Source organism: Stenotrophomonas sp. NPDC077421 (genome assembly GCF_049545505.1).
Taxonomy (GTDB): Bacteria; Pseudomonadota; Gammaproteobacteria; order Xanthomonadales; family Xanthomonadaceae; genus Stenotrophomonas; species Stenotrophomonas nematodicola.
Genome location: NZ_JBMWDP010000015.1, coordinates 44,484 through 60,773 on the forward strand (window position 1 = coordinate 44,484; position 16,290 = coordinate 60,773).

A 16,290-nucleotide genomic window follows, 5' to 3' on the forward strand; every position below is an offset into this window, starting at 1 on the left:
GATATACACCATATATGCTCCATATATGCCGTGCAATACCGCAGCCGATGCGGTCGCCACCGCCACCGGTCCGTGCGAGGATGCCGCCGACGGAAACGCCCCGAACGGAGGAACGCAATGCGCAGGATGCTCCTGGTGTCATCGGCCGCCGTGGCGGCGCTGGCGGCGGGCGTGGCGCTGGTCGGCTATTCGCCATCGGCCTGCGGCTGCGTGAGCCCGATCGACACGCTCACCCACAGCGCCGGGCTGGACCTGCCCGGCATTCCCGTGCCTGCGGCAACGATAGAGGCCGGCCTCAACCGCACCATGCGCGGCCGCCCGGCCGATCCGGCATCCACCGACTTCCTCTATTACCGCTGCCGGTCACCGTCGGCGGATCGCCTCGTGTGCAGGGTGCCTGTCGATGAATCCCCCCTGCTCACGCGCGGATTGGACGTGACCTATCACACCGTCCAGGGCCGCATCAGCCACGTCAGCGTGCGCCGTTCGATCTGGCTGTAGCAGTCGCTGTACCCGCTCCCCTTCAGGTCCACGCCGGGTCGGCGGTGAAATCGATGGTCAGCCAGAATTCGCTGCCGCGAGCGTCCAGGCGCGCGGCGATCTCGTCGCGCAGCGCGTCCACGCTGCCGATGGTGCCGATGACCGTGTCCGGATGGGTCAGGATGTGGATCTCGACAAACCGCATGCGCCCCATCTTGGCGACGTGGCTGGTGAAATCCAGATAGCCGTGTTCGGCCACGAAGTCCTTCATCACCGCCTGCACGCGCGCGTCCAGGGTGTCCGGCGCCACCTGCAGCACCTCGCGCATGGCCTTCCAGGCACTGCGCAGCGGCACCGGCAGCACCGCCAGGCTGATTGCCGCCAGCACCAGCGGGTCCAGATAGGGAATCCAATGCGCATGGTCGCCGCCGCGCAGCAGCAGCGCCAGCGCGAACGCCAGCACCACGGCCAGGCTCATCAGGCCGCTCAGCAGCCAGGCGCGCACGTCCAGCCACAACAGCGCCGACTGCAGCCGCATCGCCCGGGTGCGCACGAACGCAGCCATGCCCAGGTTGCTCACGCACAGCACGGCCGCCCACACCAGGGCAGGCCCGGCTTTCACCTCGTGGCCGCCGGTGGTCACGCCGATCACCGCATTGGCCAGTGCGTAAATGCATGCCAGCGACAGGATCGCCCCGCCGAGGGCCTCCACCATCGGCTCCAGGTGCCAGTAGCCGTACTGGAAGCGCGGGCTTTCCTCCCGCGCCACCAGCCGCAGCACCGACAGCGCCACCAGCGTCAGCGCCACATCCACCAGGCTGTAGACCCCGTCGAACAGGATGGCCTGCGATCCCACCAGCAGGCCACCGCCGAAGCCGACGGCGCTGACGGCCATCGTCATCCCGATGGAGAGTTTGAGGACCCGCTGCTCGCGTGCTGTATCCATCGCTTGCCGAGGGTCCGTCGCGCAGGCGTCAGACCTTCAGCACCTCCACCTTGTAGCTCGGCGTATCACCGTCACGATCGATGATAAGCCCGTGCACGTCCGACTCGAAGCCCGGGAACCGCGCATTCTGTTCGCGGGCGATGCGCAGCGACTGGATGATCGGCTCGTCGGTGGCACCGAAACGCTCACCCGGCATGATCGTCGGGATGCCCGGCGGGTACGGCACCAGCATGGTGCCGGCGATGCGGCCGCTGATCGCCTCGATATCGACCCGCTCGATCTGCCCGCGCACCAGGTGGTCGTAGGCCTCGGCCGGCGTCAGCACCGGCTCGGGCAGGTCCACGTACATCTCGCGCATCACCTGTGGCACGGCGAACTCGCCATTGAAGGCATGCAACGCCTGGCACAGGTCGCGCAGTCCCCAGCCCGCGTACGCCTGCGGGTAGTCAGCGACCAACTGCGGCAGGGCGCGGCTGAGCGGCGCATTGCTGTCGTAGAGCTCCTTGAACGCCATCAGTTCGGTCACCAGCGTGCTCCACTTGCCCTTGGTGATGCCCATCGAGAACAGGAACAGCACCGAGTACAGGTTGGTCTTCTCCACCGTAATGCCGCGCGTCCACAGGAACTTGCTCAGCACCGCGGCCGGAATGCCGCGCTGCCCCATCTCGCCGTCCATCGACAACCCGGGGGTCAGCAACGTCACCTTGATCGGGTCGATCAGCACATAGTCCTCGACCAGGCCATCGAAGCCGTGCCAGTGCGCGCCAGGCTGCAGATACCACTCCTCGCGCTTGGCCACCATCGGCGCCGGGGCGTCGCCCTTGGCCAACGAACGCTCCAGCTTGTCCGGCTGCCACACACTGAACCACCAGTCGTCGCGACCGAGGTCTTCTCGCACGTGCAGCATGGCGCGCCGGAAGGCGATGGCCTCATCGTGCATTTCCTGCACCAGGGACTCGCCGGCCGCCCCTTCCATCATCTTCGAGGCCACGTCGCATGCGGCAATCACCCCGTAATGCGGGCTGGTGGTGGTGTGCATCATGAACGCTTCGTTGAAGCGCTCGGCGTCGAGTTCGCGGCTGGCCGCATTGCGGACATGGATCATTGACGCCTGTGAGAAGGCAGCCAGCAGCTTGTGCGTGGAATGCGTGGTGAAAATGATCGCATCCTGCTCGCGCGGCTTGCCCTTGGCCATGCCGTAATGGTTCTCGTAGAACGGATGGAACGCCGCATAGGCGTACCAGGCCTCATCGAAATGCAGGAAGTCCACCGCGCTGCCGATCTCCTCGGCAATCTTCTCGGCGTTGTAGCACAGCCCGTCGTAGGTGGAATTGGTAACCACCGCGATGCGCGGCTTGGAGCCGGCCTTGTAGGCCTTGCTCGCCAGCGGGTTGGCGGCAATCGACTGCTGCAGCGCTTCAGGCGTGAACTGGTCCAGGCTGATCGGCCCGATGATGCCGTGCGCATTGCGGCTGGGGGTGAAATAGACCGGGATGCCACCGGTCATGATCAGCGAGTGCAGCAACGACTTGTGGCAGTTGCGGTCCACGAACACCACGTCGCCCCGGCCAACGGTACCGTGCCAGACGATCTTGTTCGCGGTAGAGGTGCCATTGGTGACGAAGAACGTGTGGTCGGCGCCGAAGTTGCGCGCGGCCTCGTTCTCTGCGGCCTTGATCGGGCCGCTGTGATCGAGCAGCGAACCCAGTTCGGGAACCGAGATCGACAGATCGCTGCGCAGGGTGTTCTCACCATAGAACTGGTGGAAGGCCCGACCCACCGGCGACTTGGTGAAGGCCACGCCACCGGCATGGCCTGGCGTGTGCCAGGAGTAGTTCGACTCGGCGGCGTGGTGGATCAGCGCCTTGAAGAACGGCGGCAGCAGATTCTGCATGTAATCTTCGGCCGCGCGCATCACCTGCCGCGAGATGAAGCTCTTGGTGTCCTCGAACAGGAACACGTAGCCGTGCACATACTTGAGCAGCTTGCTGGGTACCTTCTCGATGGTGCGCCGCTCGCCATACAGGAACACCGGCAGGTTGCCGCGCCGCGCGCTCTGCTCGCGCAGGAAGCCGAGCAGCCGCTGGAACTGCTCGGGCTTGTCCTCGGTACCGTCAATGGAAATCAGCACCGCCGAAGCGGCCACATACGTGCGCGCACCGGCCTGTGCATCGGCCAGGGTCAGGCCGCACAGCACGCGCTGGTCGTTCTTGCGCAGCTCGTCAACCAGCGCGCGGATCAGGATGCCACCGATGCGCGGAGACTCGTAATCGTCGTCGATGACGATGATGGGGTAATCAAGCGACTTGAAGTACACAGGCATTCTCCTGGGGCAATGTCACGAAATCCTGGGGTTGCTCACCGCGTCCAGCGCCGGCAGCTGGCCGCGCTGGCGGCGGCGCTCCTCGCTGAAGAACGGATAGAACACGGTGATGAACAGCACGAACAGGAAGGCGTACTGCACGATGCTGCCCGACGAGCCGAAGATCGCCCACAGGCAGTACACGACGGTAATGCTGGTCAGCGCCCAGAACGCGCCGGTATGGACCAGCGTGTGCGAGCGCTCGACCACGAAATAGCAGGCCACGCAGGAATAGATGTAAGGCAGCAGGGTCAGCACGACGGCAGCGGAGGTGATCACATCGAACTGTGCCGATGCGGTGGCCGAAGTGGAGGTCACCAGCACCGCCAGGGTCATCAGCACTGCCACGATCAGCACGCCCTTGACCGGTACGTCATCCTTGTTGGTCCGGCTGAAGATACGGGGGAACAGGCCATCGTCCGATGCCGCCTTTGCGCTCTGCGCGGTCAGCAGGATCCAACCGCCGAGCGAACCGGCCGCGCCGATGAAGGCGCACAGGCTCACCGCCGCACCGCCCCACCCGCCCACCGCGTTGGCTGCGGCCAGCGCGAACGGCGCGTCGGACACCTGCAGTTCGCCGTTGGGCACCATGCCCATGATCACCGACGAGCTGGCGATATAGGCCACCGCCGCCAGGAACACGCCGGCCAGCGTGGCGCGGGCAACGTTCTTTTCCGGGTTCTCCACCACGCCGGCGGTGACCGACGCCGACTCCACGCCGATGAACGCCCACAGCGTCAACGCCGCCGCGCTGGACACCGCGCCGAAGTTGGACTCACCCGACACATTGTAGGCGCCCTTGAAAATGGCCGGATCGAAGAAGAACCAGCCGAAGATCGCGATGCCCAGAATCGGCACCAGCGCGAAACTGGTGGTCACGGTCTGCAACCGGCTGACAAAGGACGGCCCGATCACGTTGGCAAAGCTCAGCGCCCACACCAGTGCGAGTACCGCGATGCAACGCGGCAGCGGCTCGGACAGGATCGGGAAGAAATAGCTGAAGTAGCCCACCGCCGCAATCGGAATGGCCACATTGCCGATCCAGTTGGCGAACCAGTAAATGGTGTTGGTCTGGAAGCCCATGTACGGGCCGAACCAGTCGCGCGCGTAGGCGTACGGACCGCCGGCCTTGGGCGCCAGCTTGCCGAGTTTGGCGAACACGAACGCCAGCAGCAGCGCGCCGGCGGTGGTGATCAGCCAGCCCCAGATCGACGCCGTGCCGATTTTGGCCAGGCTGGAGGGCAGCAGGAACACTCCCGAACCCATCATGTTGCCGGCCACCAGGAAGGTGGCGCCGACCACCCCGATTTTCTTCGCTTCTGCCATGACGGTTTCTCCTTTGCCAGGCATGGGCCCGGTCGCGCCGGGCATGAGGGTTTACTTGATGAAGTTGTATTGCAGGCTGCCCTGCAGCCGCACCGTGTCCGCGCGTTGTCCGTTCTGCTGTTCCAGTTGGCCGTACAGCAGCTCCATGCCCATCGTCCAGGACGGAGCCGGACTCCACAGCAGGTTGAAGACCCCGTAGCGGCTCTGCCGGAAGGCGTCGGCCGCCAGCGCGTCATTGCGACCGCTGGTGAGCTGGCCATAGATCAGGTTCGACCGCCACAGCGGGGTCCAATAGTGCGTATAGCCGACGAAGCCGCCATAGAGCGACAGCGCCTCCAGGCGGCCATCGGCGGTGACCACGGCGTCCATGCCCGACCCGGTGAGGTCGGCGGTATAGCGTCCCAGGCCTTTGCCGCCCAATGCACCGAACAGCAGCAGATCCTGCTCGCCCACCGACGCCGATCCACTCAACTGCACGCCACCGCCGAAACGACGCCCATCGCCGTCATCGCCGTCGTAGCCCAGGCTGCGCGCCACCGCGCCGAGCTGCAGATGGCCCCAGTCGCGCTCCATGCGGGCGGTGACGGTGACATCGGGCAGCCGGTCCACCGCCATCATCCCCTCTGCCGGCGCGCTGAGCTGTGTGTCCGGGTCTTCGGCGGCCACGGTCAGGGTATTGCCCTTGCCCATCGCGATGCTGTGGTGGATACCGGCTACCAGCAGATAGCCCGCGCCACCCGGCCCGGCGAAATCGAGGGTATCGGGCAGGCTGTCGGCGTCCATGAAGGTGGAATAGCCATACCCGGCGTAGGTGTTGCCCAGCTGGCCGTAGGCGTGGCGCAGCCGGAACTGGTAACTGTCGCTGCTGCCGAAGAAGTCGTTCTCCAGGTAGAAGCGCAGATTGCCGTGCGTGGTGGGTCGCCGTGCTTCGAAGCTGAAACGGGTCTGCTTGGCATGCAGCGTGAAGTTGGACACATCGCGGTGCGCGCTGCCCACCGGGATGGACGAGGTGACAAACTGTTCCTGGTCACCGGCCGCACGCGCATCGGCGATCGCATCCAGTTTGGCGTAGCCGCCAATGCGGATCAGCGTATCGGTGCCTGGTACCGCGAAGAAGCCTTTCAGATCGGGGTCCGTCGGTCCGGCCGCACTGTCCGGGCGCGAGGCGGCACTGGACGGATCGGCCACCGAATCGCGCTGCGGCAGAATCGCCTGCCCGCTGCCGGGGACATGCGTTGCGCCGCCGGTCGGCGCGGGCAAGGAAGCCACCGTGCCTGCGTCAGGCACCACACGTGAGGATGTCACTGCGGCGGGGGCCGCCGGGGTCTGCGTCGACTCGATCGCATTCAGGCGCTTTTCCATCGCGTCCAGGGTCTGCCGCAGCGACCGGATCTCCTGGCGCAGCGTCTCGGCCGAATCCTGTGCGTGGGCCGGGACAGCCACCAGCGCGAGCGTACCTGCCAACGTCAACACACCCAGGCGCATTGCGTCCTCCATGAATCACAGACAGTGCTGCCCGTCGACGTCGCCAGGCGACGAAGCAGGGTCCGGCGCGGGATTCCCTCCTCATCCCGGATCGCATGTCGCGTTCGGCACGAATGCCAGCGGCTTGAGTACCAGCCGCTGGGTGAGGAGCTCGTGAATGGTTGCCGACGCGTCGATGACAGTCGCGCCGTGCGACGCACAGCACGCAAAACGTCTGAGGAATACCGCATGCGCTACAGACTAGTGCGCGCCGGATTTTTTACCTTGATCCAGATCAACCGGCGCCGGCGATACCACGGCGCGGCGGTCCGGCGCGCCGGCATTGCACCGGCGCGCGATACGCAGTGGGCCTGGCGCGACTCAGCGCGGGCCCATCACCACGTCCATGTCCTGGCCCTGCGGCATGCCGGCACGACGCTGCAGCATGCCCTTGTCGTCCTTGAACAGAATGCCCGGCGTGCCCTGGAAACCCATCTCGATCATCAACACCTGGTTGGCATCGAGCTTGTTGGCCACCTCCGCGGTGAGATTCGCCGCTGGCTTGATGCCGCCCTGGTCAAATCGATGCTCGTTCTCCAGCAGCGCCGCACTTGGGTTCGGCGCGGTGAGGATCGCCGCCGCCTTGGCCGGGCTGTCCTCGCGGATCACGCCGACCATCACATGGCGCAGCTGCACCTTGCCACTGTCGACCCACGGCCGCGCCGCTTCCCAGAAGCGATGGCAGTACGGGCAGTTGGCGTCGCTGAAGGTGTACACCACCCGCGGCGCGTCGGCGCGGCCATCGCGCACCCAGGCGCTGGCATCGAGCTTGGCCCACTGCCGCGCGGACATCGGCGCGGCCACCAGACGCTCGACCGGCTCGGTACCGATATCCTTGCCCTGCGCGTCGAACAGGCTGCCGACCAGTACGTGCTTGCCATCGGCAGTGACGTACGCCGCGGCCGGCTGCTGCCCGCCGACCACCCCTGCGAACCCGCGCAGGCCACCGGGCGCGTCGAACTCGCCCATCACCTCGAAACCCTGCTGTTCGATGCTCTTGAGCACGGCCGGCCGCTCGCCCGTCTTGCCGGCGGTGGCGGTGGGTGCCTTCGGTGCCTGGGCCTGGCTGCAGCCGGACAGGCTCAACAGCAGCGCGGCGCTCAATACAGTACCCAGCGCAGGGAAGGATGTGGACAGCATGGCAACTCCCGGAATTGAAAGACAGAAGAACCCGCGCGGCTATCGCAGCCGCGCGAGCTTGGATTCCAGACTGGCGGCACTGAGTTCCCCCAGGTGCACCTCCTGCAGCCGCCCGTCACGATCGAAGAACAGGGTAGTCGGATACGCCTGTACATGCAGCGCCGCGGCAGCGTGCATGGGCTCGTCCAGCAGCACATTGTGCAGCGACAGCCTTTCGGCCGTGAGGAAGGCCTGAACCTCTTCAGCGGTCTCGCCCTGGTTGGCGAACACAAAGCGCAGGTCGGAATGGCGTTGCTGGGCACGGGCCAGCACCGGCATCTCGCGCCGGCACGGTCCGCACCAGGTGGCCCAGAGATTGACGATCGTCGGCTGCGCGTGTGCGCCGCCCAGCGTGTCGGGCACCCCGTCCAGACGGGTGAGTGCAAGTGTGGGCAGCGCGATGCGATCGCGCTGCAGCCAGCCACTGCCCAGCGACAGCGCGGCCCAGCACAGCACGCCGGCCAACGCGCCGGCCGCCACGGAGCGGCGCAGATGCGGCCAGCGCCGCAGGCGCCATGCGCCCCAGCCCAGGCCGACCAGGATGGCCACCCAAGGCAGGAACCCCCCATCACCCAGGCGCAACACAGCCCAGCCATCGTGGCGGTAGTCGGTCCAGTAGCGCAGGATGAACCCGAGTCGGCCGGCCAGCAGGCCGATCAGCAGCATGTCGAACAATACACTGCGCGGCGTGGGCGCCTTTTCTTTCGGCTCGGCACGCACCATGCGCGCCACCAGCATCGCCACACCCATCGCAACAAGCACCCACACCACCACCAACGGCACCGGGCCGACACTGCTTATCATCGTTTCGCTTTCGGTATCGGGCCTTCCCGCATGGTCCCAGCATGCACCGCTGCGATCAAGCCGCAGCGCCGCACGTCATGCCGCGCGCATGCTCTCCACCGCGCGCACCGTAGTTGCCGCGGCACGCTCGCGACGCTGGCTGACGATCTGACGCCGATAGCGCGCCGGTGTCGTCCCGACGATGCGCAGGAACAGCCGTCGGAAGGCGCTCTGGTCTGAGTAGCCCACGTGGCAGGAGACTTCGTCGATCGCCCCACCCGCCTGGAACAGCATCTGCGCCTTGGCGATGCGCAGCCGCTGGCAGTACTCGATGGGCCGCATCCCGGTCGCACGCAGGAAACGGCGCTGGAGGGTGCGCGGCTCCAATCCCGCCGAATCGCAGATGTCCTGCAGGCTCACTCCACGCGCAGCGATGCCGTGCAACCAGCGCTGCGCTTTAAGGATGCAGCGGTCGCCGTGCGCGAAGTTCGGGCTGAAGCGCTCCAGATCATCCTGCACGGTCCGCGGAATCACCAGTTGCAGCTGCTGGGACACAGACGACATCACGCTGTGCCCGTACACCCGGGCGAGCAGACGCAGGCTCAGGTACTTCCAGGCATCGGTGCCGGCGGCGGTGAGCAGGTCGCCATCGTCCACCAGCGTGCGCTCGCTCGGCAGCCAGCTGGGCACAACCGCCTTCAGCGCGGCACAGCGGTCCAGGCTGGGCAGCCGCACCGGCCGCCCGGCCAGGACGCCGGCACGGGCCAGCAGCAGCGCGCCCTCCTCGCACCCGGCCAGCAGGCTGCCGGCGTCATGGCAGTCACGCAGCCATGCCAGCAGCGCCTCGCCGGCGACCGACATCGCCCAGCCCGGCTCGTTGCCGGGCAGCACCACGACCGCCGGCAATGCTTCGCCGAACAGTGTGGCACCGGCCATGCGCTGCATTCCGCCGCCGCGTGGGCACAGGGTCCAGCGGGTGACGAGCATGCGCGCGCCGGGCCGCCGACTGGCCGCCGCAACCCGGTTGGAGAGCTGCGCGAGCTCGGAAAGCACCGTCGCAGCGCCGCGGATGCTGCCGGCGTACTCGACCACGGCCACTTCCATCAGCGTTGGCGCAGCCGGCTTGCGCCGCGGCGGAAGGGAGTTCAACGAGGTGTTCATGCGACCTAGCTCCAGCAGCGTTACCCGTCATCGGGGGGGCCGGGAGGCGCCTGCGCGCACGCCCGATCAACAGTTCGCTGGAGGTTACGGACGGCCTCGAGGGCCATCCATGAAACTAATTGCATCTTTGCAGCCAACCTTGCACAGGGCCGCCCAACGGCCAGACCCTTGACCCTCGACCCGGCTCCAGGGTTCACAATGAGGGCGATCTTCTTCCGAGGTGGTCATGAACATTGGACAGCTCGCGCGCCAGGCCGGCGTGCCCATCGACACCGTGCGCTACTACGAGCGGCAGCACCTGCTGCCGACCGCGCGCCGCAGCGCCGGGGGCTACCGGGTCTTCAGCGAAGACGACCTGACGCGGCTGCAGTTCATCCGTCGCGCCAAGGCGCTGGGTTTCAGCCTGGAGGAAATCGGCGAACTGCTGTCGCTCAGCGACCAGCATGGACAGGACATGGCGCAGGTCCGCAGTACCGCCGTGCAGAAACTGCAGGACATCCAACAGCGCATCGGCGAACTGCAGCGCATGCACGGTGCACTGAAGCAGTTGGTGGATGCGTGCCCCGGCCACGGCGAACGCGGCGAGTGCCCGATCCTGGCCGCGTTGACAGCACCGCACCGATAGCCACGCTGCCGTTGTGCACGACACAGGTCACGTATCGCGTTATCGACGCGGCCGCGTGAATGCAGTTGAGGCAATGGATGAGAAATTTCGTGCAGTTTTCTCTTGCCAATCGAAAACGCCGTCGCTATGATTTCGCTCCTCACGACGTGGGGCCATAGCTCAGCTGGGAGAGCGCCTGCATGGCATGCAGGAGGTCGGCGGTTCGATCCCGCCTGGCTCCACCACTTCAATCATTAGGCCGATTGAAGCAACGTGGGAAAAATTCGGTTTTCGTGCGTCCCCATCGTCTAGAGGCCTAGGACATCACCCTTTCACGGTGGCGACCGGGGTTCGAATCCCCGTGGGGACGCCAATTGAAACGCAGAACGCCCCGGTCTTGGCCGGGGCGTTTTGTTTGACACGGTCACTGTCCCGATCCGGTTTTTTTCAGGGTTGTGTCAGAGAAAAGACTTGGCGAATGCAACGCACACGCGTAGAATTCCGCCTCCAGCATCGTGGGGCCATAGCTCAGCTGGGAGAGCGCCTGCATGGCATGCAGGAGGTCGGCGGTTCGATCCCGCCTGGCTCCACCACTCCGGACATTAGGCCGTCAGGAGCGCTGAAAACATTGATGAGTTCATGCGTCCCCATCGTCTAGAGGCCTAGGACATCACCCTTTCACGGTGGCGACCGGGGTTCGAATCCCCGTGGGGACGCCACTCATCAACGAATACCGAGGCCCGGCACGCCGGGTCTTTTTATTCACCGCCCCCTGCGGGCTTCGAATGTGGTCTTCCACAAACGTGAACACGCAGGTATACTAGGCGGCTCGCGGTACAACGTGGGGCCATAGCTCAGCTGGGAGAGCGCCTGCATGGCATGCAGGAGGTCGGCGGTTCGATCCCGCCTGGCTCCACCACTTCTCCGGACACAGGCCGTCCGACAGAAGCAAAATCCGGTTCAACGCGTCCCCATCGTCTAGAGGCCTAGGACATCACCCTTTCACGGTGGCGACCGGGGTTCGAATCCCCGTGGGGACGCCAGCTTCAACAGACAGCCCCGACTTCGGTCGGGGCTTTTTGTTGGTGCCCCAGAAAAAGCTTCCCATCCAGCAAAAGCGCCGCTATGATAGGCGGCTCGCAGCATCAACGTGGGGCCATAGCTCAGCTGGGAGAGCGCCTGCATGGCATGCAGGAGGTCGGCGGTTCGATCCCGCCTGGCTCCACCACTTCTCCGGGCACAGGCCGTCCGACAGAAGCAAAATCCGGTTCAACGCGTCCCCATCGTCTAGAGGCCTAGGACATCACCCTTTCACGGTGGCGACCGGGGTTCGAATCCCCGTGGGGACGCCAGCTTCAACAAACAGCCCTGACTCCGGTCGGGGCTTTTTGTTGGCGCTTCTTTCTCTGCGTGGTCAGCCCACCACCTTGGCCATGCCCACCGACTTCGGCGCGGTCTGGGCAAAACCGAACTGCGCGTACAGCCGATGCGCCTGGCCATCGGCGATCAGACTCACGTAAGCACCGACCGCGTTCGCGCGCAGCCAGACATCCAGCGCGCCCATCACCGCCTTGCCCAGTCCCTGCCCCTGGCGGTCGGGAACCACCGCAATGTCCACCACCTGCAGGAAGCAGCCGCGGTCGCCGACCAGCCTGCCCATCGCCACCAACCGTTCGCCGTCGCGGATGCTCACCCCGAACACCGTGTTGGGCAGGCCCAGCGTGGCTGCCTCCAGTGATTTGGGGCTCAGGCCGGCGAGCACGCGCAGCTGGCGGTACTCCTCGACAGTGGGCGGCACGGGGTAGAGCTGCAGGCTGGCAGGCAGGGACATGGGGCTTTCTCGGAGTGAACGGGCCTGTAGCATGACGCAGGCCATGCGCACCCGGTGAGACCCACGCGTCCTATCCTGTTCCCCTGCCCGCCGCCCCTGCCGCCATGTGCTACTCCGCCCAGATCCGTGCCGATTACACCAGGCTTGTCCGTGAGTACGGCGCGGTCATGTCGCTGGAGGCGTTCGCGCAGCTCTATGCGCACGATCCTGGCAAGCCACGGCCCAAAACGCCCAAGGCGATGGATGACGGGTTCGCCGGCGCACGCACGCCGCAGGGGCAGGACATCGTGGCAAAGATCCAGCAGTGGCATGCCGAGGAAATGCGCGCACTCGACGAGGAGATCCGGCTGCAGTCCGCACGCCTGGCATCGGCTGAAAGCCAGCTCGCCGCACGCCCTTCGCAGAAGGCACGCAACGAACTACGTATCGCCGGCAACCGGATCGAGCGCGCGCAGGCGCGCCTGGACGACCTGCACCGCACCGGGCTGCTGCCGCGCGACAGCCGCATCTTTCCGGGCGTATACGCGCCGGTGATCGTTTCCGAGGGCGGCCAGCGCGTGATCAAGCCGATGCGCTACCAATGCCGGCTGCCGGATGTGCCGGCCCGCAATGACGTGCTCTACCCGGGCACCTACAATGCGCGCCGCGACAGCCTCGGTGGGTACTGGAAGCCCGCGTTCGGTCATCGACACGGCGTCGTGGTGGTGCAGTCGTTCTATGAGCACGTTCCGCGCCATGCACTCGAACACCGCGCGTTGGCACCTGGCGAGCGCGCGCAGAACGTGGTCCTGGAATTCCACCCGCAGCCCGCACGCGATCTGCTGGTGGCCTGCCTGTGGTCGGAATGGGACGGGCCGGAAGGCCGGCTGCTGTCGTTCGCGGCGATCACCGACGAACCGCCGGTGGCGGTAGCCGCAGCCGGGCATGACCGCTGCATCGTGCCGATCCGCCCGGAACACCTGGACGCGTGGCTCAATCCTGACCCGGCCGATCTGGCCGCGCAGTACCGCATTCTCGACGACCGCGAACCGGTTGATCTTGTCTGTCAGGAAGCGGCCTGACACGCCCTCTGTCGCGGCATCAGCCGGCGACTGAATCGCCTTGGCGGGCACGCTCGAGTGCGGCCGTCAGTTCCGCGGTGAGGTACGGCTTGCTGAGCACGACACCGCTGCGGAACGTCGCCGGCAGATGATCCGGCGCCATGCCGGTCGCCAGAACAAACGGAATGCCACGTGCGGAAAGTCCTTCGGCCACCGCCTCACTGGTTTCGTTGTTGGCCAGACGGTAATCGAGCAGCGCGACCTGCGGTGCGGTCTCGCCCAGGAGGTGCAATGCCTCGGACACCGAGGCCGCCAACCCCACGACGACCGCCCCGGACTGCACCAGCTGCATCTGCAGCAGGGCCGCACTCATCTCGTCGTTCTCCACCACCAGCACCCGTAGATCCTGCAGCGCGCTCATCCCCGGCTCCCTGTATGGTTCAGCGCGGTGATTATAGCGTCCCAACCCGATGAAGGCCGCCGTCACACTGAAGCGTTCAGGTCTCCCCACCGCCGCAGGTTTTGTATACACTACGCGGCCAGCCAGCCGAAGTGGCGGAATCGGTAGACGCAGCGGACTCAAAATCCGCCGCCCTTAAAAGCGTGTGGGTTCGAGTCCCACCTTCGGCACCAATGGAACGATACGCTCCGCAATCATCGGAGATGAAACCCCGCTTTGGCGGGGTTTTTCGTTTACGCCAGTCGACCCATGCAGCGGTGGCTGGGTGCACCCGGCAGCCCTGGACCCTGCTCTGGCGCGCACTTCGGCCGGCCCTGCGCCGGCACGATCTCACGCCAGGCGATGGCCAGCGCGCAGTCGTTCGGCCAGCGCCAGCATGGCCGCCCACATCCATCCCTGTTGCAACCGCGTACGCCCGTCCGTTGGATGCAGGCGTATCCCAGAGCCACGCGCAAGGGTGCAGCCGGTGCCGCCGCCCATCGCGCCTGCGCTCACACCAGGCGCAGTACCGGCTGGGCGCCCTGCATTGCCTGTCGCTGCGTCTGCGCCACTGCCGCATCCACTCGGAATCCGGCCACGGTCTGCAGCAACTGGGATGCCTGCTCCTCCATGCTGCGCGCCGCCGCCGACGCTTCCTCGACCAGCGCCGCATTCTGCTGGGTGCCTTCGTCGATATGCTCTACGGCACGGTTGATCTGCTGGATGCCCTCGCTCTGCTGCTGGGCGGCGGCGCTGATGTCGCTCATCAACGCGCTGACGCGCTTCACGTTGACCACGATGTCCGTCATCGTCCGTCCGGCGCTTTCGACCTGCGCGGTTCCCGCGCCGACCTTCTCCACCGAGTCGCCGATCAGTTGCTTGATCTCCTTGGCGGCGTCGGCCGAGCGCTGCGACAGCGAGCGGATCTCCGAGGCGACAACCGCGAAGCCACGGCCATGCTCGCCGGCACGCGCCGCCTCCACCGCTGCGTTGAGCGCCAGGATATTGGTCTGGAATGCGATGCCGTCGATGACTCCGATGATGTCGACGATGCGCCGCGAGGAGTCGTTGATCAGCGCCATCGTCGCCACCACGTCGTGCACCACGTGTCCGCCCTGGTCGGCGACATCGACCGCGCCGCTGGCAAGCGCGCTGGCCTGGCGGGCGTTGTCGGCGGTGCGCTGCACGGTCGCGGTGAGCCCCTTCATCGACACCGCGGTTTCCTCCAGCGACGCCGCCTGCTGCTCGGTGCGCACCGACAGGTCGCTGTTGCCTTCGGCGATCTCGCTGGCACCGACCGCGATGGTGTCGGCCGCGAACTTGATCTGCCCGATGATCGAGGCCATCGCCTCGACCAGCGCGTTGATGCCCTCGCAGAGCTCGGCGATCGGGCCGCGCTTGTCGGCGGTCGGAATGTGGCCGGTGAGGTCCCCTCCCTGGGCCGCCGCCACCACTTCACGGGTCTGCGCCACCGCCAGCTCCAGGGCAAGACTGGCTTGCACCTGCGCGGTCACATCGGTGGCGTACTTGACCACTTTGAACGGCCGACCGTTCATGTCGAAGATCGGGTTGTACGACGCCTGGATCCACACCTCACGCCCATCGCGCCCCAGTCGCTTGTATTGGCCGGCGTCGAACTCGCCCCGACCCAGCTTTTCCCAGAAGCGCTGGTACTCGGCACTCTGGCGGTAGGCGGGCTCGGCGAACATCGAATGGTGCTGGCCGCGCACCTCCTCCAGGCGATAGCCCATCACCGCCAGGAAGTTGTCGTTGGCGGCAAGGATGCGTCCGTCCATGCCAAACTCGATCACCGCCTGGGATTTGCTGATCGCCGCCAGTTGGCCGGCGAAATCGGCCGCCTGGAACTTCTGCGCGGTGATGTCGGTGGCAAATTTCACCACTTTGTAGGGCCGGCCATCGCTGTCGAACACGGGGTTGTAGGACGCCTGGATCCATATCTCCCGGCCGCCCTTGCCGACCCGGCGATACTGGCCGGCGTCGAACTCGCCGCGCCCCAGCTTGGCCCAGAACGCGCGGTACTCCTCGCTCTGCGCCTGCACCGGGTCGACGAACATCGCGTGGTGCCGCCCCTGGATCTCCGCCAGGGTGTAGCCCAGCGTCTGCAGAAAGTTGTCGTTGGCTTCCAGGATGGTGCCGTCAAGGTCGAACTCGATCACGGCCTGCACGCGGTGCAGGGCCGCGACCTGCGCTTCCAGCGCCGCCTGGTGGCGTGCGGCCGCCCCGGCCCCCGCCTCGCCGTGGCTGCGGCGGGCGCGGAACAGGCCGCGCAGGGCGCGCCAGGGTGAATCGACGGCAGTGACCGACAGCGGTGCACGCACCGGCGTATGCAAGCCTGAAGTAAACATCGTATGACCTCGTGTCCGATAAGCGATGGCGACGCCGAACGGGATGTCCGGCGCGGGTGATCAGCTGGTTTGGGACGCACGAACATCGTCAGTTGAAATGACGCGACTTCCAGAGGCAGTGCACGACCGGAGCACGGTCGGGTGGATCTATCGATCAGACAGGCCGCCAGGTCCCCCTGCCACGCAGGGGGCAACTCCGACCGATATAGCGGCCCCTGGCAGGCAACCTTTAGGGCGGCCGATCAATCG

General features: G+C 66.2%; 13 protein-coding genes and 9 tRNA genes. 12 read left to right on the forward strand and 10 right to left on the reverse strand.

Going from position 1 to position 16,290, the window contains the following annotated elements; all coding sequences use genetic code 11:
* Positions 1 to 117: 117 nt before the first annotated feature.
* Complete coding sequence (locus ACPEH1_RS10135) at positions 118 to 501, forward strand: hypothetical protein (RefSeq protein WP_017357148.1); 384 nt, start codon at positions 118 to 120, stop codon at positions 499 to 501.
* A 22-nt stretch (positions 502 to 523) separates the two neighbouring features.
* On the opposite strand, the gene ACPEH1_RS10140 is transcribed toward ACPEH1_RS10135, so the two are convergent.
* The 7 genes from ACPEH1_RS10140 to ACPEH1_RS10170 form a co-directional block, all read right to left on the reverse strand.
* A complete protein-coding gene (locus ACPEH1_RS10140; protein WP_017357147.1) occupies positions 524 to 1,426 on the reverse strand; it encodes a cation diffusion facilitator family transporter in 903 nt (300 codons plus the stop codon).
* 28 nt (positions 1,427 to 1,454) lie between these two features.
* Positions 1,455 to 3,743: an Orn/Lys/Arg decarboxylase N-terminal domain-containing protein gene (locus ACPEH1_RS10145; protein WP_017357146.1), complete on the reverse strand. Its 2,289-nt coding sequence runs from the start codon at positions 3,741 to 3,743 to the stop codon at positions 1,455 to 1,457.
* A 21-nt stretch (positions 3,744 to 3,764) separates the two neighbouring features.
* Complete coding sequence (adiC, locus tag ACPEH1_RS10150) at positions 3,765 to 5,114, reverse strand: arginine/agmatine antiporter (protein WP_017357145.1); 1,350 nt, start codon at positions 5,112 to 5,114, stop codon at positions 3,765 to 3,767.
* A gap of 51 nt (positions 5,115 to 5,165) precedes the next feature.
* Entirely contained in the window at positions 5,166 to 6,599 is a 1,434-nt protein-coding gene (locus tag ACPEH1_RS10155) for a DcaP family trimeric outer membrane transporter (RefSeq protein ID WP_423715730.1), read from the reverse strand.
* A gap of 360 nt (positions 6,600 to 6,959) precedes the next feature.
* Complete coding sequence (gene dsbG, locus ACPEH1_RS10160) at positions 6,960 to 7,778, reverse strand: thiol:disulfide interchange protein DsbG (RefSeq protein ID WP_026070942.1); 819 nt, start codon at positions 7,776 to 7,778, stop codon at positions 6,960 to 6,962.
* A gap of 39 nt (positions 7,779 to 7,817) precedes the next feature.
* On the reverse strand, positions 7,818 to 8,621 hold the full coding sequence (locus tag ACPEH1_RS10165) for a TlpA family protein disulfide reductase (protein WP_017357142.1): 804 nt from the start codon (positions 8,619 to 8,621) through the stop codon (positions 7,818 to 7,820).
* Between the two features lie 75 nt (positions 8,622 to 8,696).
* Positions 8,697 to 9,761, reverse strand: coding sequence for a GlxA family transcriptional regulator (locus ACPEH1_RS10170; RefSeq protein WP_136006956.1), 1,065 nt, complete (start codon positions 9,759 to 9,761; stop codon positions 8,697 to 8,699).
* A 226-nt stretch (positions 9,762 to 9,987) separates the two neighbouring features.
* Here ACPEH1_RS10170 and ACPEH1_RS10175 point away from each other — a divergent pair, with 226 nt between their 5' ends.
* From ACPEH1_RS10175 to ACPEH1_RS10215, 9 genes are all read left to right on the forward strand, one after another.
* Complete coding sequence (locus ACPEH1_RS10175) at positions 9,988 to 10,386, forward strand: heavy metal-responsive transcriptional regulator (protein WP_136006959.1); 399 nt, start codon at positions 9,988 to 9,990, stop codon at positions 10,384 to 10,386.
* A gap of 148 nt (positions 10,387 to 10,534) precedes the next feature.
* Positions 10,535 to 10,610: transfer RNA gene (locus ACPEH1_RS10180), tRNA-Ala, on the forward strand.
* Between the two features lie 52 nt (positions 10,611 to 10,662).
* Positions 10,663 to 10,738 (forward strand) — tRNA-Glu (locus ACPEH1_RS10185).
* Between the two features lie 144 nt (positions 10,739 to 10,882).
* Positions 10,883 to 10,958, forward strand: a tRNA-Ala gene (locus tag ACPEH1_RS10190).
* Positions 10,959 to 11,008: 50 nt separating this feature from the next.
* A tRNA-Glu gene (locus ACPEH1_RS10195) sits at positions 11,009 to 11,084 on the forward strand.
* Between the two features lie 124 nt (positions 11,085 to 11,208).
* Positions 11,209 to 11,284: transfer RNA gene (locus ACPEH1_RS10200), tRNA-Ala, on the forward strand.
* Between the two features lie 48 nt (positions 11,285 to 11,332).
* Positions 11,333 to 11,408, forward strand: a tRNA-Glu gene (locus ACPEH1_RS10205).
* 109 nt (positions 11,409 to 11,517) lie between these two features.
* Positions 11,518 to 11,593, forward strand: a tRNA-Ala gene (locus ACPEH1_RS10210).
* 48 nt (positions 11,594 to 11,641) lie between these two features.
* Positions 11,642 to 11,717: transfer RNA gene (locus ACPEH1_RS10215), tRNA-Glu, on the forward strand.
* Positions 11,718 to 11,779: 62 nt separating this feature from the next.
* Here ACPEH1_RS10215 and ACPEH1_RS10220 read toward each other — a convergent pair.
* Complete coding sequence (locus tag ACPEH1_RS10220) at positions 11,780 to 12,196, reverse strand: GNAT family N-acetyltransferase (protein WP_017357140.1); 417 nt, start codon at positions 12,194 to 12,196, stop codon at positions 11,780 to 11,782.
* 104 nt (positions 12,197 to 12,300) lie between these two features.
* Between ACPEH1_RS10220 and ACPEH1_RS10225 the strand changes: the two genes are divergently transcribed.
* On the forward strand, positions 12,301 to 13,257 hold the full coding sequence (locus ACPEH1_RS10225; protein WP_017357139.1) for an SOS response-associated peptidase family protein: 957 nt from the start codon (positions 12,301 to 12,303) through the stop codon (positions 13,255 to 13,257).
* Between the two features lie 19 nt (positions 13,258 to 13,276).
* Here ACPEH1_RS10225 and ACPEH1_RS10230 read toward each other — a convergent pair whose 3' ends face one another.
* Entirely contained in the window at positions 13,277 to 13,657 is a 381-nt protein-coding gene (locus ACPEH1_RS10230) for a response regulator (protein WP_017357138.1), read from the reverse strand.
* A gap of 125 nt (positions 13,658 to 13,782) precedes the next feature.
* Between ACPEH1_RS10230 and ACPEH1_RS10235 the strand changes: the two genes are divergently transcribed.
* Positions 13,783 to 13,869 (forward strand) — tRNA-Leu (locus ACPEH1_RS10235).
* A 318-nt stretch (positions 13,870 to 14,187) separates the two neighbouring features.
* Here ACPEH1_RS10235 and ACPEH1_RS10240 read toward each other — a convergent pair.
* Entirely contained in the window at positions 14,188 to 16,041 is a 1,854-nt protein-coding gene (locus ACPEH1_RS10240) for a methyl-accepting chemotaxis protein (protein WP_423715731.1), read from the reverse strand.
* Between the last annotated feature and the right edge of the window lie 249 nt (positions 16,042 to 16,290).

Bases quoted from the DNA above. Each gene is read 5' to 3' on its own strand.
- ACPEH1_RS10220 (WP_017357140.1), bottom strand. From the start codon at position 12,196: ATGTCCCTGCCTGCCAGCCTGCAGCTCTACCCCGTGCCGCCCACTGTC.
- ACPEH1_RS10175 (WP_136006959.1), top strand. From the start codon at position 9,988: ATGAACATTGGACAGCTCGCGCGCCAGGCCGGCGTGCCCATCGACACC.
- ACPEH1_RS10240 (WP_423715731.1), bottom strand. From the start codon at position 16,041: ATGTTTACTTCAGGCTTGCATACGCCGGTGCGTGCACCGCTGTCGGTC.
- ACPEH1_RS10225 (WP_017357139.1), top strand. From the start codon at position 12,301: ATGTGCTACTCCGCCCAGATCCGTGCCGATTACACCAGGCTTGTCCGT.
- ACPEH1_RS10165 (WP_017357142.1), bottom strand. From the start codon at position 8,621: ATGATAAGCAGTGTCGGCCCGGTGCCGTTGGTGGTGGTGTGGGTGCTT.
- ACPEH1_RS10155 (WP_423715730.1), bottom strand. From the start codon at position 6,599: ATGCGCCTGGGTGTGTTGACGTTGGCAGGTACGCTCGCGCTGGTGGCT.
- adiC (WP_017357145.1), bottom strand. From the start codon at position 5,114: ATGGCAGAAGCGAAGAAAATCGGGGTGGTCGGCGCCACCTTCCTGGTG.
- ACPEH1_RS10230 (WP_017357138.1), bottom strand. From the start codon at position 13,657: ATGAGCGCGCTGCAGGATCTACGGGTGCTGGTGGTGGAGAACGACGAG.
- ACPEH1_RS10140 (WP_017357147.1), bottom strand. From the start codon at position 1,426: ATGGATACAGCACGCGAGCAGCGGGTCCTCAAACTCTCCATCGGGATG.
- ACPEH1_RS10135 (WP_017357148.1), top strand. From the start codon at position 118: ATGCGCAGGATGCTCCTGGTGTCATCGGCCGCCGTGGCGGCGCTGGCG.
- dsbG (WP_026070942.1), bottom strand. From the start codon at position 7,778: ATGCTGTCCACATCCTTCCCTGCGCTGGGTACTGTATTGAGCGCCGCG.
- ACPEH1_RS10170 (WP_136006956.1), bottom strand. From the start codon at position 9,761: ATGAACACCTCGTTGAACTCCCTTCCGCCGCGGCGCAAGCCGGCTGCG.